Below are 18,038 nucleotides of genomic sequence, written 5' to 3' on the forward strand. Positions count from 1 at the left end.
AGATGCCACCCCCCTCCCTGGCTACCCATCGCACGCCCCGCTTCCTCCCGCGCGCCCCCGGCCGTGCACCCGTGCGCCCCGACTGCGGAATCGATGCTCCTCCCGCGCACGTGCCCGAGCCGTAACCCGAGGTGGGTACGGGAGTTGAGTGGAACGTGGAAGAGACGATCGCGGGCCCCGAGGCCGCCCAGATTCCGCAGCAGCGCGGGGAATCGCTGCTGGAAACCGCCGTGCGCTACGCCGAGGAGCGGCACTGGGACGTGTTCCCGGGCACCTGGCTGGAAGCCGTCGACGGGGTGCAGCGCTGCTCGTGCGGCGACGCCTCCTGCCCTGCGCCGGGTGCGCACCCCACGCGCCCCGACTGGGCGAGCCAGGCGACCGGAAGCGCGACCGTCGCCCGCCGAATGTGGCAGAAGCAGCCCACGGCGTCGATCCTGCTGCCCACGGGCCGCACCTTCGACGCGCTGTCCGTCGCGGAGAGTGCGGGGTTCCTGGCCCTCGCGCGCATGGAGCGGATGGAGCTGACCCTCGGCCCGGTCACGCTGACCCCGGACCGGCGGATGCACTTCCTCGTGCTGCCGGGCGGTTCGGCGAAGGTGCCGGAGCTGGTGCGGACGCTGGGCTGGTCGATGCCGTCCCTGGACCTGGTCGCCCTGGGCGAGGGCTCCTACGTGGCCGCGCCGCCCACCCGGTTCGGCTCCCGCGGTGCCGTGCAGTGGGCCTGCCGGCCGACCCCGGCGAACCGATGGCTGCCGGACGCCGAGGAGTTGATCTCCCCGCTCGCCTATGCCTGTGGACGGGACCGCTGAGAATCCCCCTGGACGTACTGTTCATGCATGACCGAAGCTGCGGTGCGGGTGCGAGGCCTCTGGAAGCGGTTCGGACAGCAGGTTGCTGTCGGCGGAATCGATCTCGACCTGCCCGCGGGGAAGTTCATCGGACTCGTCGGGCCCAACGGCGCCGGTAAGACGACCACCCTGTCCATGGTGACGGGGCTGCTGCGGCCCGACGACGGCACCGTGCAGGTCGTCGGGCACGACGTGTGGCGGGACCCGGTGGCCGTCAAGGCGCGCATCGGCGTCCTGCCCGAGGGGCTCAGGCTGTTCGAGCGGCTGTCGGGGCGGGAACTGCTCGGGTACTCCGGGCGGCTGCGCGGGCTGCCCGGGGCCGAGGTGGACAAGCGGGCCACCCAGCTGCTGGACGTGCTCGACCTGGCCGGCTCCCAGCACAAGCTCGTCGTCGACTACTCGACCGGTATGCGCAAGAAGATCGGACTCGCGGCGGCCCTCCTGCACAACCCCGAAGTGCTGTTCCTGGACGAGCCGTTCGAGGGCGTCGACCCGGTGTCCGCGCAGACCATCCGAGGCGTCCTGGAGCGCTACACCGCCTCCGGCGCCACCGTCGTCTTCTCCTCGCACGTCATGGAGCTGGTCGAGTCGCTGTGCGACTGGGTCGCGGTCCTGGCGGCGGGGCGCATCCGCGCCACCGGCCCGCTCGCCGAGGTGCGCGGGGCGCACCCCACGCTGCAGGGGGCGTTCCTGGAACTGGTCGGGGCGAGCGGCCGCAGCGCCGGCTCGGACCTGGACTGGCTGGGCGGCGGTGCGGCCCGATGACCGGCCTCACCACCACCCTCGTACGACTGAAGCTGTCCCTGCTCCGCAACGGGCTGCGGCAGTCCGGCGGCCGCCGGGCCGCGTTCGCCGTCTCCGCCGTCGCCGCCGTGCTGTTCGCACTGGCACAGTTGCTCGGCCTCGTCCTGCTGCGCGGGCGAGCGGGCGCCGACGTCGTGGCCGTGATCGGCACCGCCGTGCTCGCCCTCGGCTGGGCCGTGCTGCCCCTGTTCTTCCCCACCGGCGACGAGACGCTCGACCCGACCCGGCTGGTGATGCTGCCGCTGCGGCCCGTCCCGCTGGTGCGGGCCCTGCTCGCGGCCTCCCTGGTCGGCGTCGGCCCACTGGTCACCCTGCTGATGCTGACGGGCTGCGCCCTGGCCCCGGCGCACGGCGCGGCGGGGTACGCCGTCGCGGCCGTCGCCGCCGTCCTCGCGCTGCTGGTCTGCGTGGCGCTCGCGCGGGCCGTCGCCACCGCCAACGTACGACTGCTGACCAGCAGGAAGGGCCGCGATCTCGCCGTGCTGAGCGGGCTGGTGATCGCGGTCGGGGTGCAGCTGGTCAACTTCGGCGCGCGGCGGCTCGGCACCGGCGGGCTGGGACAGCTCCGGCCGGTCGCCGACGGGCTGTCCTGGCTGCCGCCGGGCTCCGCGGTGGCGGCGGTGCGCGCGGCGAGCGAGGGGTCGTACGGCATCGCCGCCGCCCAACTGGCCGTGTCGGCCGCCGGTCTGGCGGTGCTGGTCGTCGCCTGGGCGCGGAGCCTGACCCGGCTGATGACCGCGCCCGACGGGTCCACGCTCCAGGCCCTGGACGCCGGGACACCGGAGCGCGCCTCCTCCGGCAGACTCGCCCGGCTGCTCCCCGGCGGGCGCACGGGCACGGTCATGGAGCGCAGTCTGCGCTACGTCTGGCGCGACCCGAAGACCAAGGCCGCCTGGGTGACGTCGCTGGCGATCGGGCTGATCGTGCCGGTGTTCAACGCGCTGCAGGGCACCGGCTCTGTCTACTTCGCCTGCTTCGCCGCCGGGATGCTCGGCATCCAGATGTACAACCAGTTCGGGCAGGACACCTCCGCCTTCTGGATGGTGGCCACGACCGTCTCCGCCCCGCGGGACGCCTACGAGGAGCTGCGCGGCCGGGCCCTGGCCCTGCTGCTGATCACCGTCCCCTACGCGGCGCTCGTCACGGTGGTCACGACCGCCCTGCTGGGTGCCTGGACCCGGCTCCCGGAGGTGCTGGGGCTGTCCCTCGCGCTGCTCGGCGCGATGCTGGCGACCGGGGCCTGGACCTCGGCGCGGTTCCCCTACTCCATCCCCCAGGAGGGCCACAAGAACGTCGCCCCGGGGCAGGCGGGCCTCGCCTGGATCTCCATCTTCGGCGGCATGGTCTCCGCCGGCCTGCTCTGCTCCCCGGTGATCGCCCTCGCCGTCTGGCTCCACGTGAGCGCGAGCGGGGGCGCCTGGACCTGGCTGCTGCTGCCGGCCGGGGCCGGGTACGGGGCGGCGCTCACCGTGCTGGGGCTGCGGCTGGCGGCACCCCGCACGGCGTCCCGGCTGCCGGAGATCCTCACGGCGGTCAGCAAGGGCTGAACACCACGCGCACCTCGCGGCACCAGGCGAGGGCCGAACAGCGTGCGCCTTGCGGCGCTCGGCGGGGGACGGGGCCGACGAGGCCCGTGCGCGGCGGTCGGACAGGGCTCAGGGCCGCGAGGCCCGCTGCGGGGGGCTGCTCGGGCCGGGGCGCCGGGCCGGGTGGGGCTCAGTCGTCGAGGACCTCCGCGAGGAACGGCGAGACCGCCTCCCGCCAGGCCACCGGGCGGTCGTAGTGGGCGAGATGGCCGGCGTCCACCACCTCGGCGTACTCGCCGCGCGGCAGCACCCGCACCATCTCCTGCGCCTCCGCCCGCCCCAGCTCCCCGTCCAGGCCGCGCACGACCAGCGCCGGGCAGCGCACCTGGGCCAGCTCCTCCCAGTGCGCGTCGTACACCCAGGTCTCCCGGGACCTCAGCATCTGCCCGGGCTCGAACACGGGGCGCCAGCCGTCCGCGCACTCGTGCATCACCTCGGCGTAGAACGCGCCGCGCGCGGGGCAGGGGCGCTCCACCCAGGGGTCGTCCTCGCCGAACCACTTGCGGACGTCGGCGAGGGTGGCGAAGGGGACGGGCCAGGAGCGGAACCACTCGGCCCACTCCCGCTGCGAGGCCGCGCCGAGCGCGGAGGCCCGCATGTCGCAGATGACCAGACCGCTCACCAGGTCGGGGCGTCTGGCGGCGAGCTGCCAGGCGGTCAGGGCGCCCATGGCGTGACCGATGAGCAGGGCGGGCGCGAGGCCGAGCTGTTCGAGGGCGGCCTCGGCGTCGTCGACGTACGCCTCGCGGGTGTAGGCGGCCTGCGGGGGCTTGTCGCTCTGGCCGTGTCCCCGCTGGTCGAGCGCGACGGCGCGGTGCCGCTCGGCGAGCCAGCGGGCGGTGGACGCCCAGTGGGAGGCACGGCCCATCAGGCCGTGGAGTAACAGCACGCCCGGGCCGCCGGATCCCGGGTCCGCCCGGTCGGCTTCCGCATCCTCCGGATCCCCCTTCGGAGGGTCCGCGAACTCCCACGCGGCCAGGCGCACCCCGCCCGCTCCCGTCACGTCGATACGCCGTGCCATGAGCCTGGTACCCCCCAGCTCCGCTGACTCGTACGGTTCCGCTTGCCGTCGCAGACTATCGAATAGGTATTCGAAAATGCTGTCCCTGCGGACAACACCCCTCATTCGAGTGACACCCCGTGAGGAATGATCGCCGCCGCCAGGGGGATCTTTCTGGCGGGAGGCGGACCGCTCGGGGAAAAACGGTCCGAGGGGATGACCCTGAGAGCTCGGGGCTCCGGGTCAGCACAGGGGAGGACGGGCCCCGGCGCCACACGGCGCCGGGGCCCTCCCACGCTCAGCGCTTGGCGACGAACACATGCGAGGCCACATCCGCCTCCAGCTCGGCCGCCTCACCGCCGCTGCCCACCAGCACCCCGCCGGCCGACTCCGTCACGCTCACCACCGAACCGGGCTGCACACCCGCCCGCCGCAGCGTGTACATCAACTGCGCGTCCGTCTGGATCGGCTCCCCGATCCGGCGCACCACGACCGTCTTGCCGTCCGTACCCGCGTCCAGGTCGGCCAGCGACACCATGCCCTCGTCCAGGAACGGATCGGCCCCGTCCTTCTCGCCCAGCTCCTCCAGGCCCGGGATCGGGTTGCCGTACGGCGACTCGGTCGGGTGCCGCAGCAGTTCCAGGACCCTGCGCTCCACGGCCTCGCTCATCACGTGCTCCCAGCGGCACGCCTCCGCGTGCACCTGCTCCCACTCCAGGCCGATCACGTCGACCAGGAGACACTCCGCGAGACGGTGCTTGCGCATCACGCGCGTGGCGAGCCTTCTGCCCTCGTCCGTCAGCTCCAGATGCCGGTCGCTGGCCACGGACACCAGGCCGTCGCGCTCCATCCGCGCCACCGTCTGGCTCACCGTCGGCCCACTCTGGTCCAGCCGCTCCGCGATGCGGGCGCGCATGGGGACGACGCCTTCCTCCTCCAGCTCGAGGATGGTGCGGAGATACATCTCCGTGGTGTCGATCAGTCCGGACATACGTGCCCCTCGATTACCTCTGCCGGCAGCCCGGCGCGTGCGCTGGCCCTGTCACCAATTCTGCCGGATCCCACTGACAAGCGGGGGCCTCCGGCAGAACGGGCCGACACGGGCCGCCGTCGCGGAGGTTCCCGGCCCTGCCGCCGCGCGCCGGTCCGGGCCCGTGCGGGCGCCCCCCGCGGAGGTCCGGGGCCGCCGCCCACCCCCTGTTTCCGGGCCGGTGACACGACCGCCGCACCGGTCCCGGGCCCGCCGACGCGCGCGGGTCGCGGTGGGCCGGGCGTGCGGTTCCGTTCGCGTGGGAGAGCCGCGGGCCCGCCGGGCGGGGGTGGTCCGGCACGGCCGTATTGACACCGCACTGGTCCAGACCGCACGGTGATCCGCGACACAGACTGCGAAGGGGCACCGCATGAGCGACGGCACGCCGGCCGACCTGTTCTTCGACGCCGCCATCAACCTGCTGCAACGCGTCCGCGAGGAGGAGGCCGCCGCCATCACCGCGGCCGGCACCCTGCTCGCCGACACCGTCGCATCCGGCGGCCGCCTGTTCGCCTTCGGCGCCGGGCACTCCTCCCTGGCCGCCCAGGACGTGGTCTACCGCGCCGGCGGCCTCGCCCTGATGAACCTGCTCGCCGTCCCCGGCGTCGTCGGCGTCGACGTCACCCCCGCCACCCTCGGCTCCGCCCTCGAACGCGTCGACGGACTCGCCAGCGCCGTCCTCGACACCTCCCCGCTGCGCGCCGGCGACGCCCTCGTCGTCATCTCCCTCTCCGGCCGCAACGCCCTCCCCGTCGAGATGGCCCTCGCCGCCCGCGCCCTCGGCGTGAAGGTCATCGGCGTGACCTCCGTGGCCTACGCCGAGGAGACCACCTCACGGCACACCTCCGGCACCTTCCTGAAGGACCACTGCGACGTCGTACTCGACTCCAAGATCGCCGTCGGCGACGCGGAGCTCACCCTCGACACCATCCCCGCGCCCTTCGCCCCCGCCTCCACCGTCGTCACCACCGCGCTGATGCAGGCCGTGCTGGCCACCACCGCCGCCGCCCTCGCCGACCGGGGCATCGAACCCCCGCTCCTGCGCTCCGGCAACGTGGACGGCGGCCACGACTGGAACCGCCGGGTCATGGAGAGCTACGGCGACCGGATCTTCTACCGGCACTGAGGCGCCGGGCGGGCGCTACCGCTCCCGGACCGCGTCCGCCAGGTCCAGCACCACGGCGATCCGCAGCGCCACGTCCTCCGCGTACGCCGCGTCGGACCGCTCGAAGCGGTTCCGGCCGGCCCCGCGCAGAAACGTCACCACACCCAGCGTCCGCCCCCGGCTGCGCAGCACCGCGCACAAGGCGTGCACCACCTCACCCGGCCACTGCCGCTCCAGCGCCCACTCGCGCGCCCGCTCCGCCGGCACCGCCCCCGCGTCCGCGCGCACACTCCCGGCCCGCTCCACGCAGCTCAGCGCCGGGTGCCCCTCCTCGTAGCGCACCGGCAGCCCCGCCGCACCCGTGACCAGGCTCGGCCCCGGCGCACCGGCGGGCGTCGCGGCGAGCCGTACCAGCCGCACCGGACCCTCCGTACCCTCGCCCTCCGCGCGCGCACCGCCCGCCACCCGGTCAAGGAGCGCGTGATCGGCGAAACCGGCCAGCGCGAAGTCGAGGTGGACGGTGGCCGCCTCCACGGGGTCCTCGCACTCGGCGGCGGCACGCGCCGCACGATGCGACTGGTTCGAACGGAACCGCAGCAGAGCCGCCTCCTGCTCGCCCTGCTTGGCCTCGGTGACGTCCTGGAACAGCCAGCCCACCCCGAGCGGCACCGGCTCCTCCGCCAGCGGCGACGCCAGCCGCAGGAACCCGCTGCGCCAGCACCGCCGCCGCTCGCCCTCCGCGGTCCGCACGCCCACCCACATCTCCGCGGGCGCCGGCGGCGCACCCTCGGCCAGGACGTGCGTGAGAGCGGCCTCCAGCTCCTCCACACCCTGCGCGAGCAGTTCACCGAGCGGCCGGCCCAGCGCCGAGGTCCGCCCGATCCCGAGCGCGCGTGCCGCGTGCGCGTTCATCACGGCGGGCCGCAGATCGGCGTCCACGAGCACGACCCCCCAGGCCGCGTCCTCGAACAGCGCCTCGCTCAGCGCGATCGACCGCTCCAGGTCGATCTGCGCGTGCACCTCGCTGAACGCGCAGTACACACCCGCCGGCTTCCCTTCCGGGCCCCGCACGGCGGCCGACTGTGTCCGCACCAGGACCCGCCCGCCGTCCTTGGTCACCAGGGCGAACTCGTGCACCTGCCGACCGGGCGCCTCCATCGCGGACATCAGCCGCGCCTGGACCTCCTCGGCGTCCGCGCTGCGCACCGCCCAGCCGGCGAACCCGTGCCGCCCCACCGCCTCGGCGGCGGTCCAGCCTAGGATCCGCTCGGCCTCCCGGTTCCAGTGCGTGACGACACCGTCCGCGTCGAAGGCGCACAGCGCCGCGTCCATGCCGTCCAGCAGCGCGGCGAGCAGATCGGAGCCGCCGGACTCACCGGGCTCGTCCGGCCCCAGCTCATCAGTGGTCCCACTCCGCCGGGAAGCACTCACCTGGACCCCCTGGAGGCTGCGTCGGCGCACTCACGTACGGCGCTCGGTTCGCTCACTGGGCTTCATTCAACTGGAACGTGACGGAGCACACATCCTGTTCCCGCAAGTTCGGGGGAATCAATCCGCCGCCCCCTCCGCCCGCAGCCGCAGGTCGACCCACTCGTCGTGCTCCCCGTCCAGCACGTACCGGTCGATCTCCACGAACCCCCGGCGCACCGCGAACCGCAGTCCGTCCTCGTTCGCCGCCAGCACACATGTCTCCACCACTCCCGCGCCCAGCGCACGCGCCTGCCCCAGCGCGCTCTCGTAGACGGCCGTCCCGAAGCCCCGCCGCCGGAACTCGGGCAGCACGCGCGCGATGACGGTCGACACGGCCTCCTCCCCCACCGGCGGGCGCACCGTGGAGCACCCCACGAGCACGTCCCCCAGGTACGCGTTCTCCAGCCGGTACCGCCCGAGCCGCACCCGGGCGTCCGCGACCGACATCGCGGCGGCCGGCACCACCGTGTTGTGCACGAACCGCCACTGCTCGAGCATGCCGTCGCCCGTGACGAGTGCTGTCCGAAGATCCGTCATGCCTGCGACGCTACCGAAAAAACGGTTGAGACCCTCCGGCCGCCTTCCTAGGGTGTGGAGTACACAAGAAGGGAGGTGGTTCGGCAGATGTATGAGAACCGGACGCGTGAGGTGACTGCGGGCTAGCGGCCCGCCACCACACCAGTGCGGTGCCGGACCAGCGCGTGAAAGACGCGTAGCCGGCCCAATCCCAAGCAGTCACCCGACCCGCGGGCTGCCGGTTTCGTCCGGCCGGCTCCTCTTCGAGGAACCCAGCCCGCGGGTCGTCTGCGTGCTCAGGGGCTGAGGCGTTCGACCTGCCAGGTGCCGTTGGGCCGGGTGGCGTAGCGCAGGCGGTCGTGGAGGCGGTTCTCGCGGCCCTGCCAGAACTCGATGGTGGCGGGGGCGACGCGGAAGCCGCCCCAGTGCGGGGGCACCGGGACCTGCTCGTCCTCGGGGTAGCGCTCCTCCAGTTCGGCGTAGGCGGTGTCCAGCTCGGTGCGGGAGGCGATGACCGAGGACTGGGCGCTGGCCCAGGCGCCCAGCCGGGAGCCGTGCGGGCGGCTGCGGAAGTACGCGGCGGTCTCGTCGCGGCCGGTGCGGCGGGCGGTGCCGGTGACGATGACCTGGCGGGCCAGCGGGTGCCAGGGGAAGAGCAGGCAGACGTGCGGGTTGGCCGCGAGGTCGCGGCCCTTGCGGGAGTCGTAGTTGGTGTAGAAGACGAATCCGTCGGTGTCGAACTGCTTCATCAGGACCGTGCGCGAACTGGGGCGCCCGGTGGCGTCCGCGGTGGAGACGATCATGGCGTTGGGTTCGTAGATCGTGCCGTGGAGGGCCGCCCGGGCCGCGTCCTCGAACCAGCGGGCGAACTGGTCCATGGGGTGCGTGGCGAGGTCCTGTTCTGCGAGTCCTTCGGCCCGGTACTGCTTGCGCATGGCGGCGGGGTCGAGCACGGGGTCCAGGATGGGGTCGCGGTCGGTCACGCGGTCATCTTGCCGTATCGAATGCGCGTGGCACTCAGTGTCGTAGCGTCTCCCCAATCCTGGCACTCGGGGTTATGGTGCAGGTTCCCCCGCGGTTTGGGTGACCACCGGATGACCACTGGACGATCGGGGCATCACCGGGGTGTCCGCCGCCGCCTCCGACACATCACGAGGAGCCGCCTGATGTCCGATTTCGTACCCGGGCTCGAGGGAGTCGTAGCGTTCGAGACGGAGATCGCCGAACCGGACAAGGAGGGCGGCGCCCTGCGGTACCGGGGCGTCGACATCGAGGACCTGGTCGGTCACGTCTCGTTCGGGAACGTGTGGGGGCTGCTGGTCGACGGCGCCTTCAACCCCGGTCTGCCGCCCGCCGAGCCGTTCCCCATCCCGGTGCACTCCGGGGACATCCGGGTGGACGTGCAGTCGGCGCTGGCCATGCTCGCGCCGGTGTGGGGGCTGCGGCCGCTGCTCGACATCGACGAGCGGCAGGCCCGGGAGGACCTGGCGCGGGCCGCGGTCATGGCGTTGTCGTACGTCGCCCAGTCGGCGCGGGGGCAGGGGCTGCCGATGGTGCCGCAGCGGGAGATCGACAAGGCGAAGTCGGTGGTCGAGCGGTTCATGATCCGCTGGCGGGGTGAGCCGGATCCGAAGCACGTGGCGGCGGTGGACGCGTACTGGACCTCCGCGGCGGAGCACGGGATGAACGCGTCGACGTTCACGGCGCGGGTCATCGCCTCCACGGGTGCGGACGTCGCCGCGGCGCTGTCGGGTGCGGTGGGTGCGATGTCGGGGCCGCTGCACGGTGGTGCGCCGTCGCGAGTGCTGGGGATGATCGAGGAGATCGAGCGCACCGGCGACGCGGAGGCCTATGTGAAGAAGGCCCTGGACCGGGGTGAGCGGCTGATGGGGTTCGGGCACCGGGTGTACCGGGCGGAGGACCCGCGGGCGCGGGTGCTGCGGCGTACGGCGCGGGAGCTGGGCGCGCCGCGGTACGAGATCGCGGAGGCGCTGGAGAAGGCGGCGCTGGAGGAGCTGCACAGCCGCAGGCCGGACCGGGTGCTGGCGACGAACGTGGAGTTCTGGGCGGCGATCATGCTGGACTTCGCGGAGGTTCCGGCGCACATGTTCACGTCGATGTTCACGTGCGCGCGGACTGCGGGGTGGTCGGCGCACGTTCTGGAGCAGAAGCGGACGGGCCGGCTGGTGCGGCCCTCCGCCCGGTACGTGGGGCCCGGGCCCCGGCGGCCCGAGGACATCGCCGGGTACGCGGACATCGCCCGCTGAGCGGGGTGGTCCGGGAGCGTGGGCGGCGCGGGTGCCCTCGGGCGTCCCGCCGGGCCGGCCGCGCTCCTGGGCTCATACGGCCGTCAGCAGGTTTCCGTGGTGCCTCTCCGCCACCAGCGGGTGTGCCCGCAGCTTGCCCTTCAGTTCGTTGTAGCCGTACTCGGCGTAGAGCGGGTTGGTCGGGTCGGTGGTGATGCCGGGGGCCTGGGAGGCGTGCGGGAAGGGCAGCGGTTCGACCCTGGCGTCGAGGCGCGGGTTGTAGAAGAAGGGGACCGAGAACCGCTCGGTGGCGCCGGGCGGGCTGACCACCCGGTGGTTGGTGGCCAGCAGGTAGCCGTCGGTGGCGACTTCCAGCAGTTCGCCGAGGTTGACGACGAAGGCGTCCTCGATGGGCGGGACCTCGTGGAAGCGGCCGTCCTCGCGCAGGACCTGGAGGCCGCCGACGGTGTCCTGCAGCAGCAGGGTCAGGAAGCCGTAGTCCTTGTGGGCGCCGACGCCCTGGTCGGTGCCGTCGCCGGCGCTGCCGGGGTAGCGGACCAGCTTGAGGTGCGGGTGGGCGTGCCCGCCGAAGATCGGGTCGTAGAAGCCGGCGGGGGCGCCGATGGCCGTCAGCAGCTCGTGCAGGAGGCGCTGGGCGACGGCGCTCAGCCGGTCGATCCAGGTGAGGGCCGCGGTGCGCAGTTCGGGGAGGGCGGACGGCCACTGGTTGGGGCCCTGCAGCCACCAGTAGGGGGGTTCGCCGGGGCCGGGGGCGTGGGCGGGGCGTTCGGCGCCTATGTCGAGCTGGTCGCGCCAGTCGCGGGCGCCGCCGGTGCGTTCGTCGCCGGTGCGGGTGTAGCCGCGGAAGTGCGGGGAGTTGACGTTGTCGAGGGCGAGCCGGTCGGCCTCGGGGAGGTCGAAGAAGGCGCGCATGGCGGTGAGCAGGGCGCGGGTCTCGGCCGGGGTGACGCCGTGTCCGACGAGCTGGAAGAAGCCGACGTCGTGGGCGGCGCTGTGCAGCTGGGCGTGGAGGAGGGCCCGGGCCTGGGGTCCGCGGTCGGCGGCCGACAGGTCGATGATGGGCAGCTGGTCGTACGACGGGGTCGTCGCGGGGTGCGTCGTCATGAGTGCGTCCACAGGGGTGTGTGGGCCACGGGCAGGCCGCCGGGGGTAGGGGGCGGCGCCCAGGATGCCGTAAGAACGGAAGGAAGAAAGGGGCTGATTCAGGCCGAAGGCCGACAGCCCATGCTCGTGACGCGCACGTAGTCCACGTGTCGGCGTCGAACAAGCATCGGAGGCATGCGGCAAGGGTACTGCGCGCCGCGCGATACGGATGTGGCCCGGATCACGCCGCGCGGGTCCCGGCCGTGCGGGCCGTGCCGGTCGGTGGCGGCGGGACGGGCGGGCGCCGGTTCAGCTCAGGGTCCGGGTCAGCAGGTCGGCCCACTGGGCGACGACGCGGTCGCGGCGCGCGGTGTCGTCGGTGAGGAGGTTGGCGAGGCCGAGGCCGCGGGCCATGTCGAGGAAGCCCTGGACGGTTTCGCGGACGCCGGGGCGGGCCTCGTCGGCGCCGAGGAGGTCGACGGCGATGCGGTGGGTCTCGCGGCCCACGCGGGCTTCCAGCTCGGTCACGCGGGAGCGCAGTTGTTCCTCGTTGGAGGCGGCGACCCACAGGTGGAGGGCGGCGCGGAAGAGGGGGCCCGTGTAGAGGTCGACGACGGCGGTGACGACGGCGCGGCGGTCGGCGGTGCCGTCGGGGAAGAGGTCCCTGAGGGCGGTGGAGCGTTCCTCGGCGACGTACTCGACGGCGGCGGTGAAGAGGTCCTCGCGGGTGGGGAAGTGATGCTGGGCGGCGCCCCGGGAGACGCCGGCGCGTTCGGCGACGACGGAGACGGTGGAGCCCGCCCAGCCGTGCTCGGCGAGGCAGGCGACGGCGGCCTCCAGGAGCCGCTGCCGGGTGGCCCGGCTGCGGTCCTGTTTGGGCAGGCGGTCGCGTTCCGCCGTCGTGCTCATGTGGTCACACCACCCATGCCGCGTCGCGCCGTTCGAGGAAGGCCGTCATCCCCTCCCGGGCCTGGTCGGAGGCGAACAGCCGGGCCGAGAGCGCGGTCAGCTCGGCCGCGTCCCGGTCGAATGTCTCCAGCACCCTAGCCGTGAGCAGCCGTTTCGTCTCGGCGAGGGCCTCTGGTGCGGAGCGGCGCAGGCCGTCGAGGAGCGGGGCGAGCGCCTCGTCGGCGTCGTCGGCCGTGACCGAGAGCAGCCCGAGGCGCACGGCTTCCCCGGGTCCGAAGCGTTCGCCGGTGAGGTAGTAGCGGGCGAGGGCGCGGGGGTCGGCGCGGGGCAGCAGCGGCAGGGAGATCACCGCGGGGGCGACGCCGATGCGGACCTCGGTGAAGGCGAAGGTGGCGGTGTTCGAGGCGGCGGCCAGGTCGCAGGCGGCGAGCAGGCCCAGGCCGCCGGCCCGGACGTGTCCGGTGACCCGGGCGACGACGGGTCTGGGCAGTTCGACGATCGTCCGGAGCAGGCCGACGAGCGCGTCCGGGTGGGGCGGGTCGCGCAGGTCGGCGCCCGCGCAGAAGGTGTTGCCGGTGTGGGTGAGGACGACGGCGCGTACGTCGTCGTCCTCGGCGCAGTCGGTGAGGGCGGCGGTGAGTTCGTGGACGAGGGCCGCGGAGAGCGCGTTGCGGGTGTCGACGGCGTCCAGGCTGAGGGTCTGGACGCCGCGTGCGCGCGTGCGGCCGATCGGTGCGGTCATGCGAGCTCCCTGAGTTCGCGGCGCAGGATCTTCCCGGAGGCCGCGCGGGGTACGGCGTCGATGAAGGTGACCCGGCGGACGCGCTTGTAGGGGGCGACGTGTTCGGCGACGTACAGCATGACCTCGTTCTCGTTCAGGTCGTCGGCGGTGGTCTGGCGGACGACGAAGGCGTGCGGGACCTCGTTGCCGTCGTCGTTGTAGGCGCCGACGACGGCGGCGTCGGCGATGCCGGGGTGGGTGAGCAGCAGGGCCTCCAGTTCGGCGGGGGCCACCTGGAAGCCCTTGTACTTGATGAGTTCCTTCACCCGGTCGACGACGAAGAGCCAGCCGTCGGTGTCCACCTGGCCGACGTCTCCGGTGTGCAGCCAGCCGTCCGTGTCGATCATGGCGGCGGTGGCGTCGGGGCGTCCGAGGTAGCCCTTCATCACCTGGGGGCCGCGGATCAGGATCTCGCCCGCCTCTCCCGCGCCGAGGTCCTTGCCGGGGTCGTCCAGGGAGACGATGCGCATCTCGGTGCCGGCGATGAGCTTGCCGACGGTGCCGGCGGGTGCGTCGTGGAGCCGGTCCAGGGGGACGACGTGGGTGCCGGGGGACAGTTCCGTCATGCCGTAGGCCTGGCCGATCGGGGGCAGGCCGAGGCGGGCGGAGCAGGCCGCGGCGAGGCTCGCGTCCAGGGGGGCGGCCGCGCTGATGACGTGTTTCAGGGACGACAGGTCGTAGCGGGTGACCGCGGGGTGTTTGGCGAGGGCGAGGACGATCGGCGGGGCGACGTAGAGGTCGGTGATGCGGTGGGTCTCGATCGCCGCGAGGAACGTCTCCAGGTCGAAGCGGGGCAGGACGACGACCGTGGCGCCCCTGCGCAGGGGCGCGTTCATGAGGGCGGTCAGGCCGTAGATGTGGAAGAAGGGCAGGACGGCGAGGACGCGGTCGCCCGGTCCGGCCGGGACCGCGGGTTCCAGCTGGGCGAGGTTGGTGGCGATCTGCCGGTGGGTGAGCATGACGCCCTTGGGGACGCCGGTGGTGCCGGAGGAGTAGGGCAGCGCGGCGATGTCCTCGGCCGGGTCGAGGTCGACGCGCGGTTCGGGAGCGGCCGAGCCGAGCATGTCGATGAGTGAGCGGTGTCCGGGCGCGCTGTCGCACACGAATATCTCCCGTACACCGCCCGCGAGTTCGGCCGCCCGGCGGGCGGTCTCCAGCAGCGGGGAGACGGTGACGATCCAGCGGGCCTCGCTGTCGCGCAGCTGCTTGGCGAACTCCTCGGGGGTGGCGAGCGGGTGCACGGTGGTGACGGCGGCGCCCGCGCGCGTGGCCGCGTAGAAGGCGGTCGGGAAGGCGATCGTGTTGGGGCTGTGCAGGGCGAGGACGTCGCCCTTGCGGACGCCGGTGTCGGCGAGCGCGGCGGCGATGCGCCGGTGGAACCGGTCCACCTGCTCGTACGTGAGGGTGGTCCCGTCGGTGCCGTCGATCAGGGCGGGCAGCTCGCCGAAGCTCGCGGCACGCCCGAGGACGGCTTCGTGGATGGGGAGTTCGACGAACGGAACGTCTGCGTACTCGCTGTGGAACACGGTTCCTCCAGTGACGGTCGCCTAGTACGACTTGGGCAGGCCCAGGGTCTGGTGGGAGACGTAGTTGAGAATCATCTCCCGGCTCACCGGAGCAATACGAGCCACACGTGCGGCTGTTATCAACGAGGCGAGTCCGAACTCGCGCGTGAGGCCGTTGCCGCCGAGGGTGTGCACGGCCTGGTCGACGGCCTTCACACAGGCCTCCCCGGCCGCGTACTTGGCCATGTTGGCGGCCTCGCCCGCGCCGACGTCGTCGCCCGCGTCGTAGAGGTGGGCCGCCTTCTGCGTCATCAGGCGGGCCAGTTCCAGGTCGATGTGCGCCTGTGCGAGGGGGTGCGCGATGGCCTGGTGGGCGCCGATGGGGGTCTTCCAGACGCTGCGGTCGCGGGCGTACTCGACGGCCCGGGCGAGTGCGTACCGGCCCATGCCGATGGCGAAGGCGGCGGTCATGACGCGTTCGGGGTTGAGCCCGGCGAACAGCTGGAGCAGGCCCGCGTCCTCGTCGCCGACGAGCGCCGCGGCGGGCAGCCGTACGTCGTCCAGGGTCAGCTCGAACTGCTTCTCGGCGGCCTTGAGCTCCATGTCGATGGGCCGCTTGTGGAAGCCGGGGGCGTCCGTCGGGACGATGAACAGGCACGGCTTGAGCCGGCCGGTGCGGGCGTCCTCGGTGCGGCCGACGATGAGCACGGCGTCGGCCATGTCCACCCCGGAGATGAAGACCTTGCGGCCGGTCAGGAGCCAGTCGGTGCCGTCCCGGCGGGCCGTGGTGGTGATGCGGTGGCTGTTGGACCCGGCGTCGGGTTCGGTGATGCCGAAGGCCATCAGCCGGGATCCGTCGGCGATGCCGGGGAGCCAGGCGCGTTTCTGCTCCTCGGTGCCGAAGCGGGCGATGACCGTGCCGCAGATGGCCGGGGAGACGACGAGCATGAGCAGGGGCGAGCCGGCCGCGCCCAGTTCTTCGAGGACGATGGACAGTTCGGCTATGCCACCGCCGCCGCCCCCGTACTCCTCGGGCAGGCTGACGCCGAGGTAGCCGAGTTTCCCGGCCTCGGCCCAGAGTTCGGTGGGGTGGCGGCCCTCGGCGACGGTGCGGGTGATGTAGTCGCGGCCGTAGCGCTTGCCGAGGGCGGCGACCGCGGCTCGCAGTGCCTTGTGCTCTTCGGGTTCGACGAGAGTCGTCATGCGGTCCTCCGGGTGCGGGTGGTCCGTGGCTGGGCGCGCTCGCGGGGCGGGGGCCGCATGTGCATACGGCCCCGCGCCCCTCACGTCCTTACGTCGGCTGCACCACCGCCAGCAGCAGGCCCGGCTCGACCTGCTGTCCCGGCGCGGCGTGCAGGGCGGTGAGCGTGCCTGTGGCGGGTGCGGTGATCCGGTGCTGCATCTTCATCGCCTCGAGCCAGATCAGGGGCTGGCCGGCCGTCACGGCGGCTCCCTCGGTGAGTCCGTCGGCGATGCGTACGACCGTGCCCGGCATCGGCGCGAGCAGGGAGCCCGGGACGAGCTGGGCCGCGGCGTCGGGGAAGCGGGGCAGGGCGGTGAGGCGGGCGGCGCCCACGTACACCTGGTCGCCGTACCGTGCGACCTCGAACCTCCGTTGCACGCCGTCCACTTCGAGTACGACCGTGCGCGCGTCGGCGTGCACGACGCGGACGCCGTCGGCCGCAAGGCCCTGCCGGGTGTGCCGGTAGCGGACCTCGTGCTCCCGCCCCGCCATCTCGTACCGCTTGACCTGCGGCTGCGAGGGGAGATTGCGCCAGCCGCCGAGGCGGGAGCGGCCGTGGGCGTCGGCGAGGGCCGCGGCCAGGGGGGCGTGGGCGTCGGGCGCGGACCCGGTCAGCTCGGCGAGGTGACGGTCGTAGAAGCCGGTGTCCATGCGGGACGCGGCGAACTCGGGGTGGCGCAGGGAGCGCACCAGCAGGTCGCGGTTGGTGACCGGGCCATGGAGTTCGGCCCGCTCCAGGGCGCCCGCGAGCCTGCGCAGCGCCTCCGTGCGGGTGGGGGCGTGGGCGACGACCTTGGCGAGCATCGGGTCGTAGTGGACGCCGATGGTGTCGCCGTCGGTGTATCCGGTGTCCAGGCGGACGCCGCCCGGCACGGTGAGGCGGTGCAGGGTGCCGGTCTGCGGGGCCCAGTCGCGGGCCGGGTCCTCGGCGTAGAGACGGGCCTCGATCGCGTGCCCCTGCGGGCGCGGCGGCTCGACGGGCAGGGCGTGACCCTCGGCGACGCGGATCTGCCCGGCCACCAGGTCGATGCCGAACACCGCCTCGGTGACGGGGTGTTCGACCTGGAGCCGGGTGTTCATCTCCAGGAAGTGCGCGCGACCGTCGGCGACCAGGAACTCGACGGTGCCGGCGCCGGTGTAGGAGACGGAGCGGGCGGCGCGGACGGCGAGGCCGTACAGCTCCTCGGTGAGCCGCTCGGGGAGCCCGGGGGCCGGGGCCTCCTCGACGACCTTCTGGTGGCGGCGCTGGAGGGAGCAGTCGCGGGTGCCGAGCGGCCAGACGGTGCCGTGGGTGTCGGCGAGGATCTGCACCTCGACGTGGCGGCCGTGCTCGATGTACGGCTCCACGAAGACCTCGCCGTCGCCGAAGGCGCTCGCGGCCTCGGCGCGCGCGCCCTCCAGCGCGGCGTCCAGCTCTTCCAGGCGGCGCACGATCCGCATGCCGCGCCCTCCGCCGCCCGCGGCCGCCTTCACCAGGACCGGCAGGTCGGCGTCCGTCACCTCGGCGAGGGGCGCGAGGCCCATCAGTTCCTTGGCGCGGGTCTTGGACGCCATGGCCTCGATGGCCTCCGAGGGAGGGCCGATCCAGGTCAGTCCCGCGTCGAGGACGGCGCGGGCGAAGCCGGGGTTCTCGGACAGGAAGCCGTAGCCGGGGTGGACGGCGTCCGCGCCGGCGGACAGGGCGGCCTTCACGATCAGGTCGCCGCGCAGGTACGTCTCGGCGGGCGCCGCTCCCGGCAGACGTACCGAGGTGTCGGCCAGCCGCGTGTGCAGCGCGTTCGCGTCGGCGTCCGAGTGCACGGCCACCGTGCGGATGCCCAGCTCGGCGCAGGTGCGGAAGATCCGGCAGGCGATCTCGCCGCGGTTGGCGACGAGCACAGTCGTGATCATG

General features: G+C 73.4%; 16 protein-coding genes. 5 read left to right on the forward strand and 11 right to left on the reverse strand.

The window, feature by feature from the left end:
* Nucleotides 1-155 precede the first annotated feature (155 nt).
* From ACZ7FF_RS27500 to ACZ7FF_RS27510, 3 genes are read left to right on the forward strand one after another with little or no spacing between them, the layout of a single operon-like run.
* On the forward strand, nucleotides 156-809 hold the full coding sequence (locus ACZ7FF_RS27500) for a bifunctional DNA primase/polymerase (protein WP_470815171.1): 654 nt from the start codon (nucleotides 156-158) through the stop codon (nucleotides 807-809).
* 27 nt (nucleotides 810-836) lie between these two features.
* Entirely contained in the window at nucleotides 837-1,613 is a 777-nt protein-coding gene (locus ACZ7FF_RS27505; protein ID WP_470815173.1) for an ABC transporter ATP-binding protein, read from the forward strand.
* A complete protein-coding gene (locus ACZ7FF_RS27510; protein ID WP_470815175.1) occupies nucleotides 1,610-3,199 on the forward strand; it encodes a transporter in 1,590 nt (529 codons plus the stop codon). The genes ACZ7FF_RS27505 and ACZ7FF_RS27510 overlap by 4 nt, the downstream gene beginning before the upstream one ends.
* 169 nt (nucleotides 3,200-3,368) lie before the next feature.
* Here ACZ7FF_RS27510 and ACZ7FF_RS27515 read toward each other — a convergent pair whose 3' ends face one another.
* Both ACZ7FF_RS27515 and ACZ7FF_RS27520 read right to left on the reverse strand, forming a co-directional pair.
* Nucleotides 3,369-4,259 carry an alpha/beta fold hydrolase gene (locus tag ACZ7FF_RS27515; RefSeq protein ID WP_470815177.1) on the reverse strand — a complete coding sequence of 297 codons (891 nt, stop codon included), beginning with the start codon at nucleotides 4,257-4,259 and terminating at the stop codon, nucleotides 3,369-3,371.
* A gap of 277 nt (nucleotides 4,260-4,536) precedes the next feature.
* Nucleotides 4,537-5,229, reverse strand: a complete 693-nt coding sequence (locus tag ACZ7FF_RS27520) for a metal-dependent transcriptional regulator (protein ID WP_020940714.1) — start codon at nucleotides 5,227-5,229, stop codon at nucleotides 4,537-4,539.
* A 409-nt stretch (nucleotides 5,230-5,638) separates the two neighbouring features.
* On the opposite strand from ACZ7FF_RS27520, the gene ACZ7FF_RS27525 reads away from it, so the two are divergent.
* The gene (locus ACZ7FF_RS27525; RefSeq protein ID WP_470815179.1) at nucleotides 5,639-6,394 is read left to right on the forward strand and encodes an SIS domain-containing protein; all 756 of its coding nucleotides are present in this window, start codon (nucleotides 5,639-5,641) and stop codon (nucleotides 6,392-6,394) included.
* 15 nt (nucleotides 6,395-6,409) lie between these two features.
* Here the strand turns inward: ACZ7FF_RS27525 and ACZ7FF_RS27530 are convergent, their stop codons facing one another.
* The 3 genes from ACZ7FF_RS27530 to pdxH all read right to left on the reverse strand — a co-directional run bounded on the left by ACZ7FF_RS27530 (nucleotide 6,410) and on the right by pdxH (nucleotide 9,342).
* Nucleotides 6,410-7,804 carry a PAS domain-containing protein gene (locus ACZ7FF_RS27530; RefSeq protein ID WP_470815181.1) on the reverse strand — a complete coding sequence of 465 codons (1,395 nt, stop codon included), beginning with the start codon at nucleotides 7,802-7,804 and terminating at the stop codon, nucleotides 6,410-6,412.
* A 117-nt stretch (nucleotides 7,805-7,921) separates the two neighbouring features.
* Complete coding sequence (locus ACZ7FF_RS27535; protein ID WP_470815183.1) at nucleotides 7,922-8,380, reverse strand: GNAT family N-acetyltransferase; 459 nt, start codon at nucleotides 8,378-8,380, stop codon at nucleotides 7,922-7,924.
* Nucleotides 8,381-8,655: 275 nt separating this feature from the next.
* Nucleotides 8,656-9,342: a pyridoxamine 5'-phosphate oxidase gene (pdxH, locus tag ACZ7FF_RS27540; RefSeq protein WP_470815185.1), complete on the reverse strand. Its 687-nt coding sequence runs from the start codon at nucleotides 9,340-9,342 to the stop codon at nucleotides 8,656-8,658.
* Nucleotides 9,343-9,525: 183 nt separating this feature from the next.
* Here pdxH and ACZ7FF_RS27545 point away from each other — a divergent pair, with 183 nt between their 5' ends.
* The gene (locus tag ACZ7FF_RS27545; protein WP_470815187.1) at nucleotides 9,526-10,626 is read left to right on the forward strand and encodes a citrate synthase 2; all 1,101 of its coding nucleotides are present in this window, start codon (nucleotides 9,526-9,528) and stop codon (nucleotides 10,624-10,626) included.
* Nucleotides 10,627-10,698: 72 nt separating this feature from the next.
* Here ACZ7FF_RS27545 and ACZ7FF_RS27550 read toward each other — a convergent pair whose 3' ends face one another.
* The 6 genes from ACZ7FF_RS27550 to ACZ7FF_RS27575 form a co-directional block, all read right to left on the reverse strand.
* Nucleotides 10,699-11,730 carry an isopenicillin N synthase family dioxygenase gene (locus ACZ7FF_RS27550; RefSeq protein WP_470815189.1) on the reverse strand — a complete coding sequence of 344 codons (1,032 nt, stop codon included), beginning with the start codon at nucleotides 11,728-11,730 and terminating at the stop codon, nucleotides 10,699-10,701.
* A gap of 288 nt (nucleotides 11,731-12,018) precedes the next feature.
* Nucleotides 12,019-12,618: a TetR/AcrR family transcriptional regulator gene (locus ACZ7FF_RS27555; protein WP_470815191.1), complete on the reverse strand. Its 600-nt coding sequence runs from the start codon at nucleotides 12,616-12,618 to the stop codon at nucleotides 12,019-12,021.
* Between the two features lie 4 nt (nucleotides 12,619-12,622).
* Nucleotides 12,623-13,360, reverse strand: a complete 738-nt coding sequence (locus ACZ7FF_RS27560) for an enoyl-CoA hydratase family protein (RefSeq protein WP_470815193.1) — start codon at nucleotides 13,358-13,360, stop codon at nucleotides 12,623-12,625.
* Nucleotides 13,357-14,925 carry a 4-coumarate--CoA ligase family protein gene (locus tag ACZ7FF_RS27565; RefSeq protein ID WP_470815194.1) on the reverse strand — a complete coding sequence of 523 codons (1,569 nt, stop codon included), beginning with the start codon at nucleotides 14,923-14,925 and terminating at the stop codon, nucleotides 13,357-13,359. The genes ACZ7FF_RS27560 and ACZ7FF_RS27565 overlap by 4 nt, the downstream gene beginning before the upstream one ends.
* 21 nt (nucleotides 14,926-14,946) lie before the next feature.
* Nucleotides 14,947-16,107 (reverse strand): acyl-CoA dehydrogenase family protein, encoded by a 1,161-nt coding sequence (locus ACZ7FF_RS27570; RefSeq protein ID WP_470815196.1) that lies wholly within the window; start codon nucleotides 16,105-16,107, stop codon nucleotides 14,947-14,949.
* Nucleotides 16,108-16,195: 88 nt separating this feature from the next.
* A complete protein-coding gene (locus ACZ7FF_RS27575; protein ID WP_470815198.1) occupies nucleotides 16,196-18,037 on the reverse strand; it encodes an acetyl/propionyl/methylcrotonyl-CoA carboxylase subunit alpha in 1,842 nt (613 codons plus the stop codon).
* Nucleotide 18,038 lies beyond the last annotated feature (1 nt).

The sequence above is a fragment of the Streptomyces sp. NPDC037126 genome, from assembly GCF_055605965.1.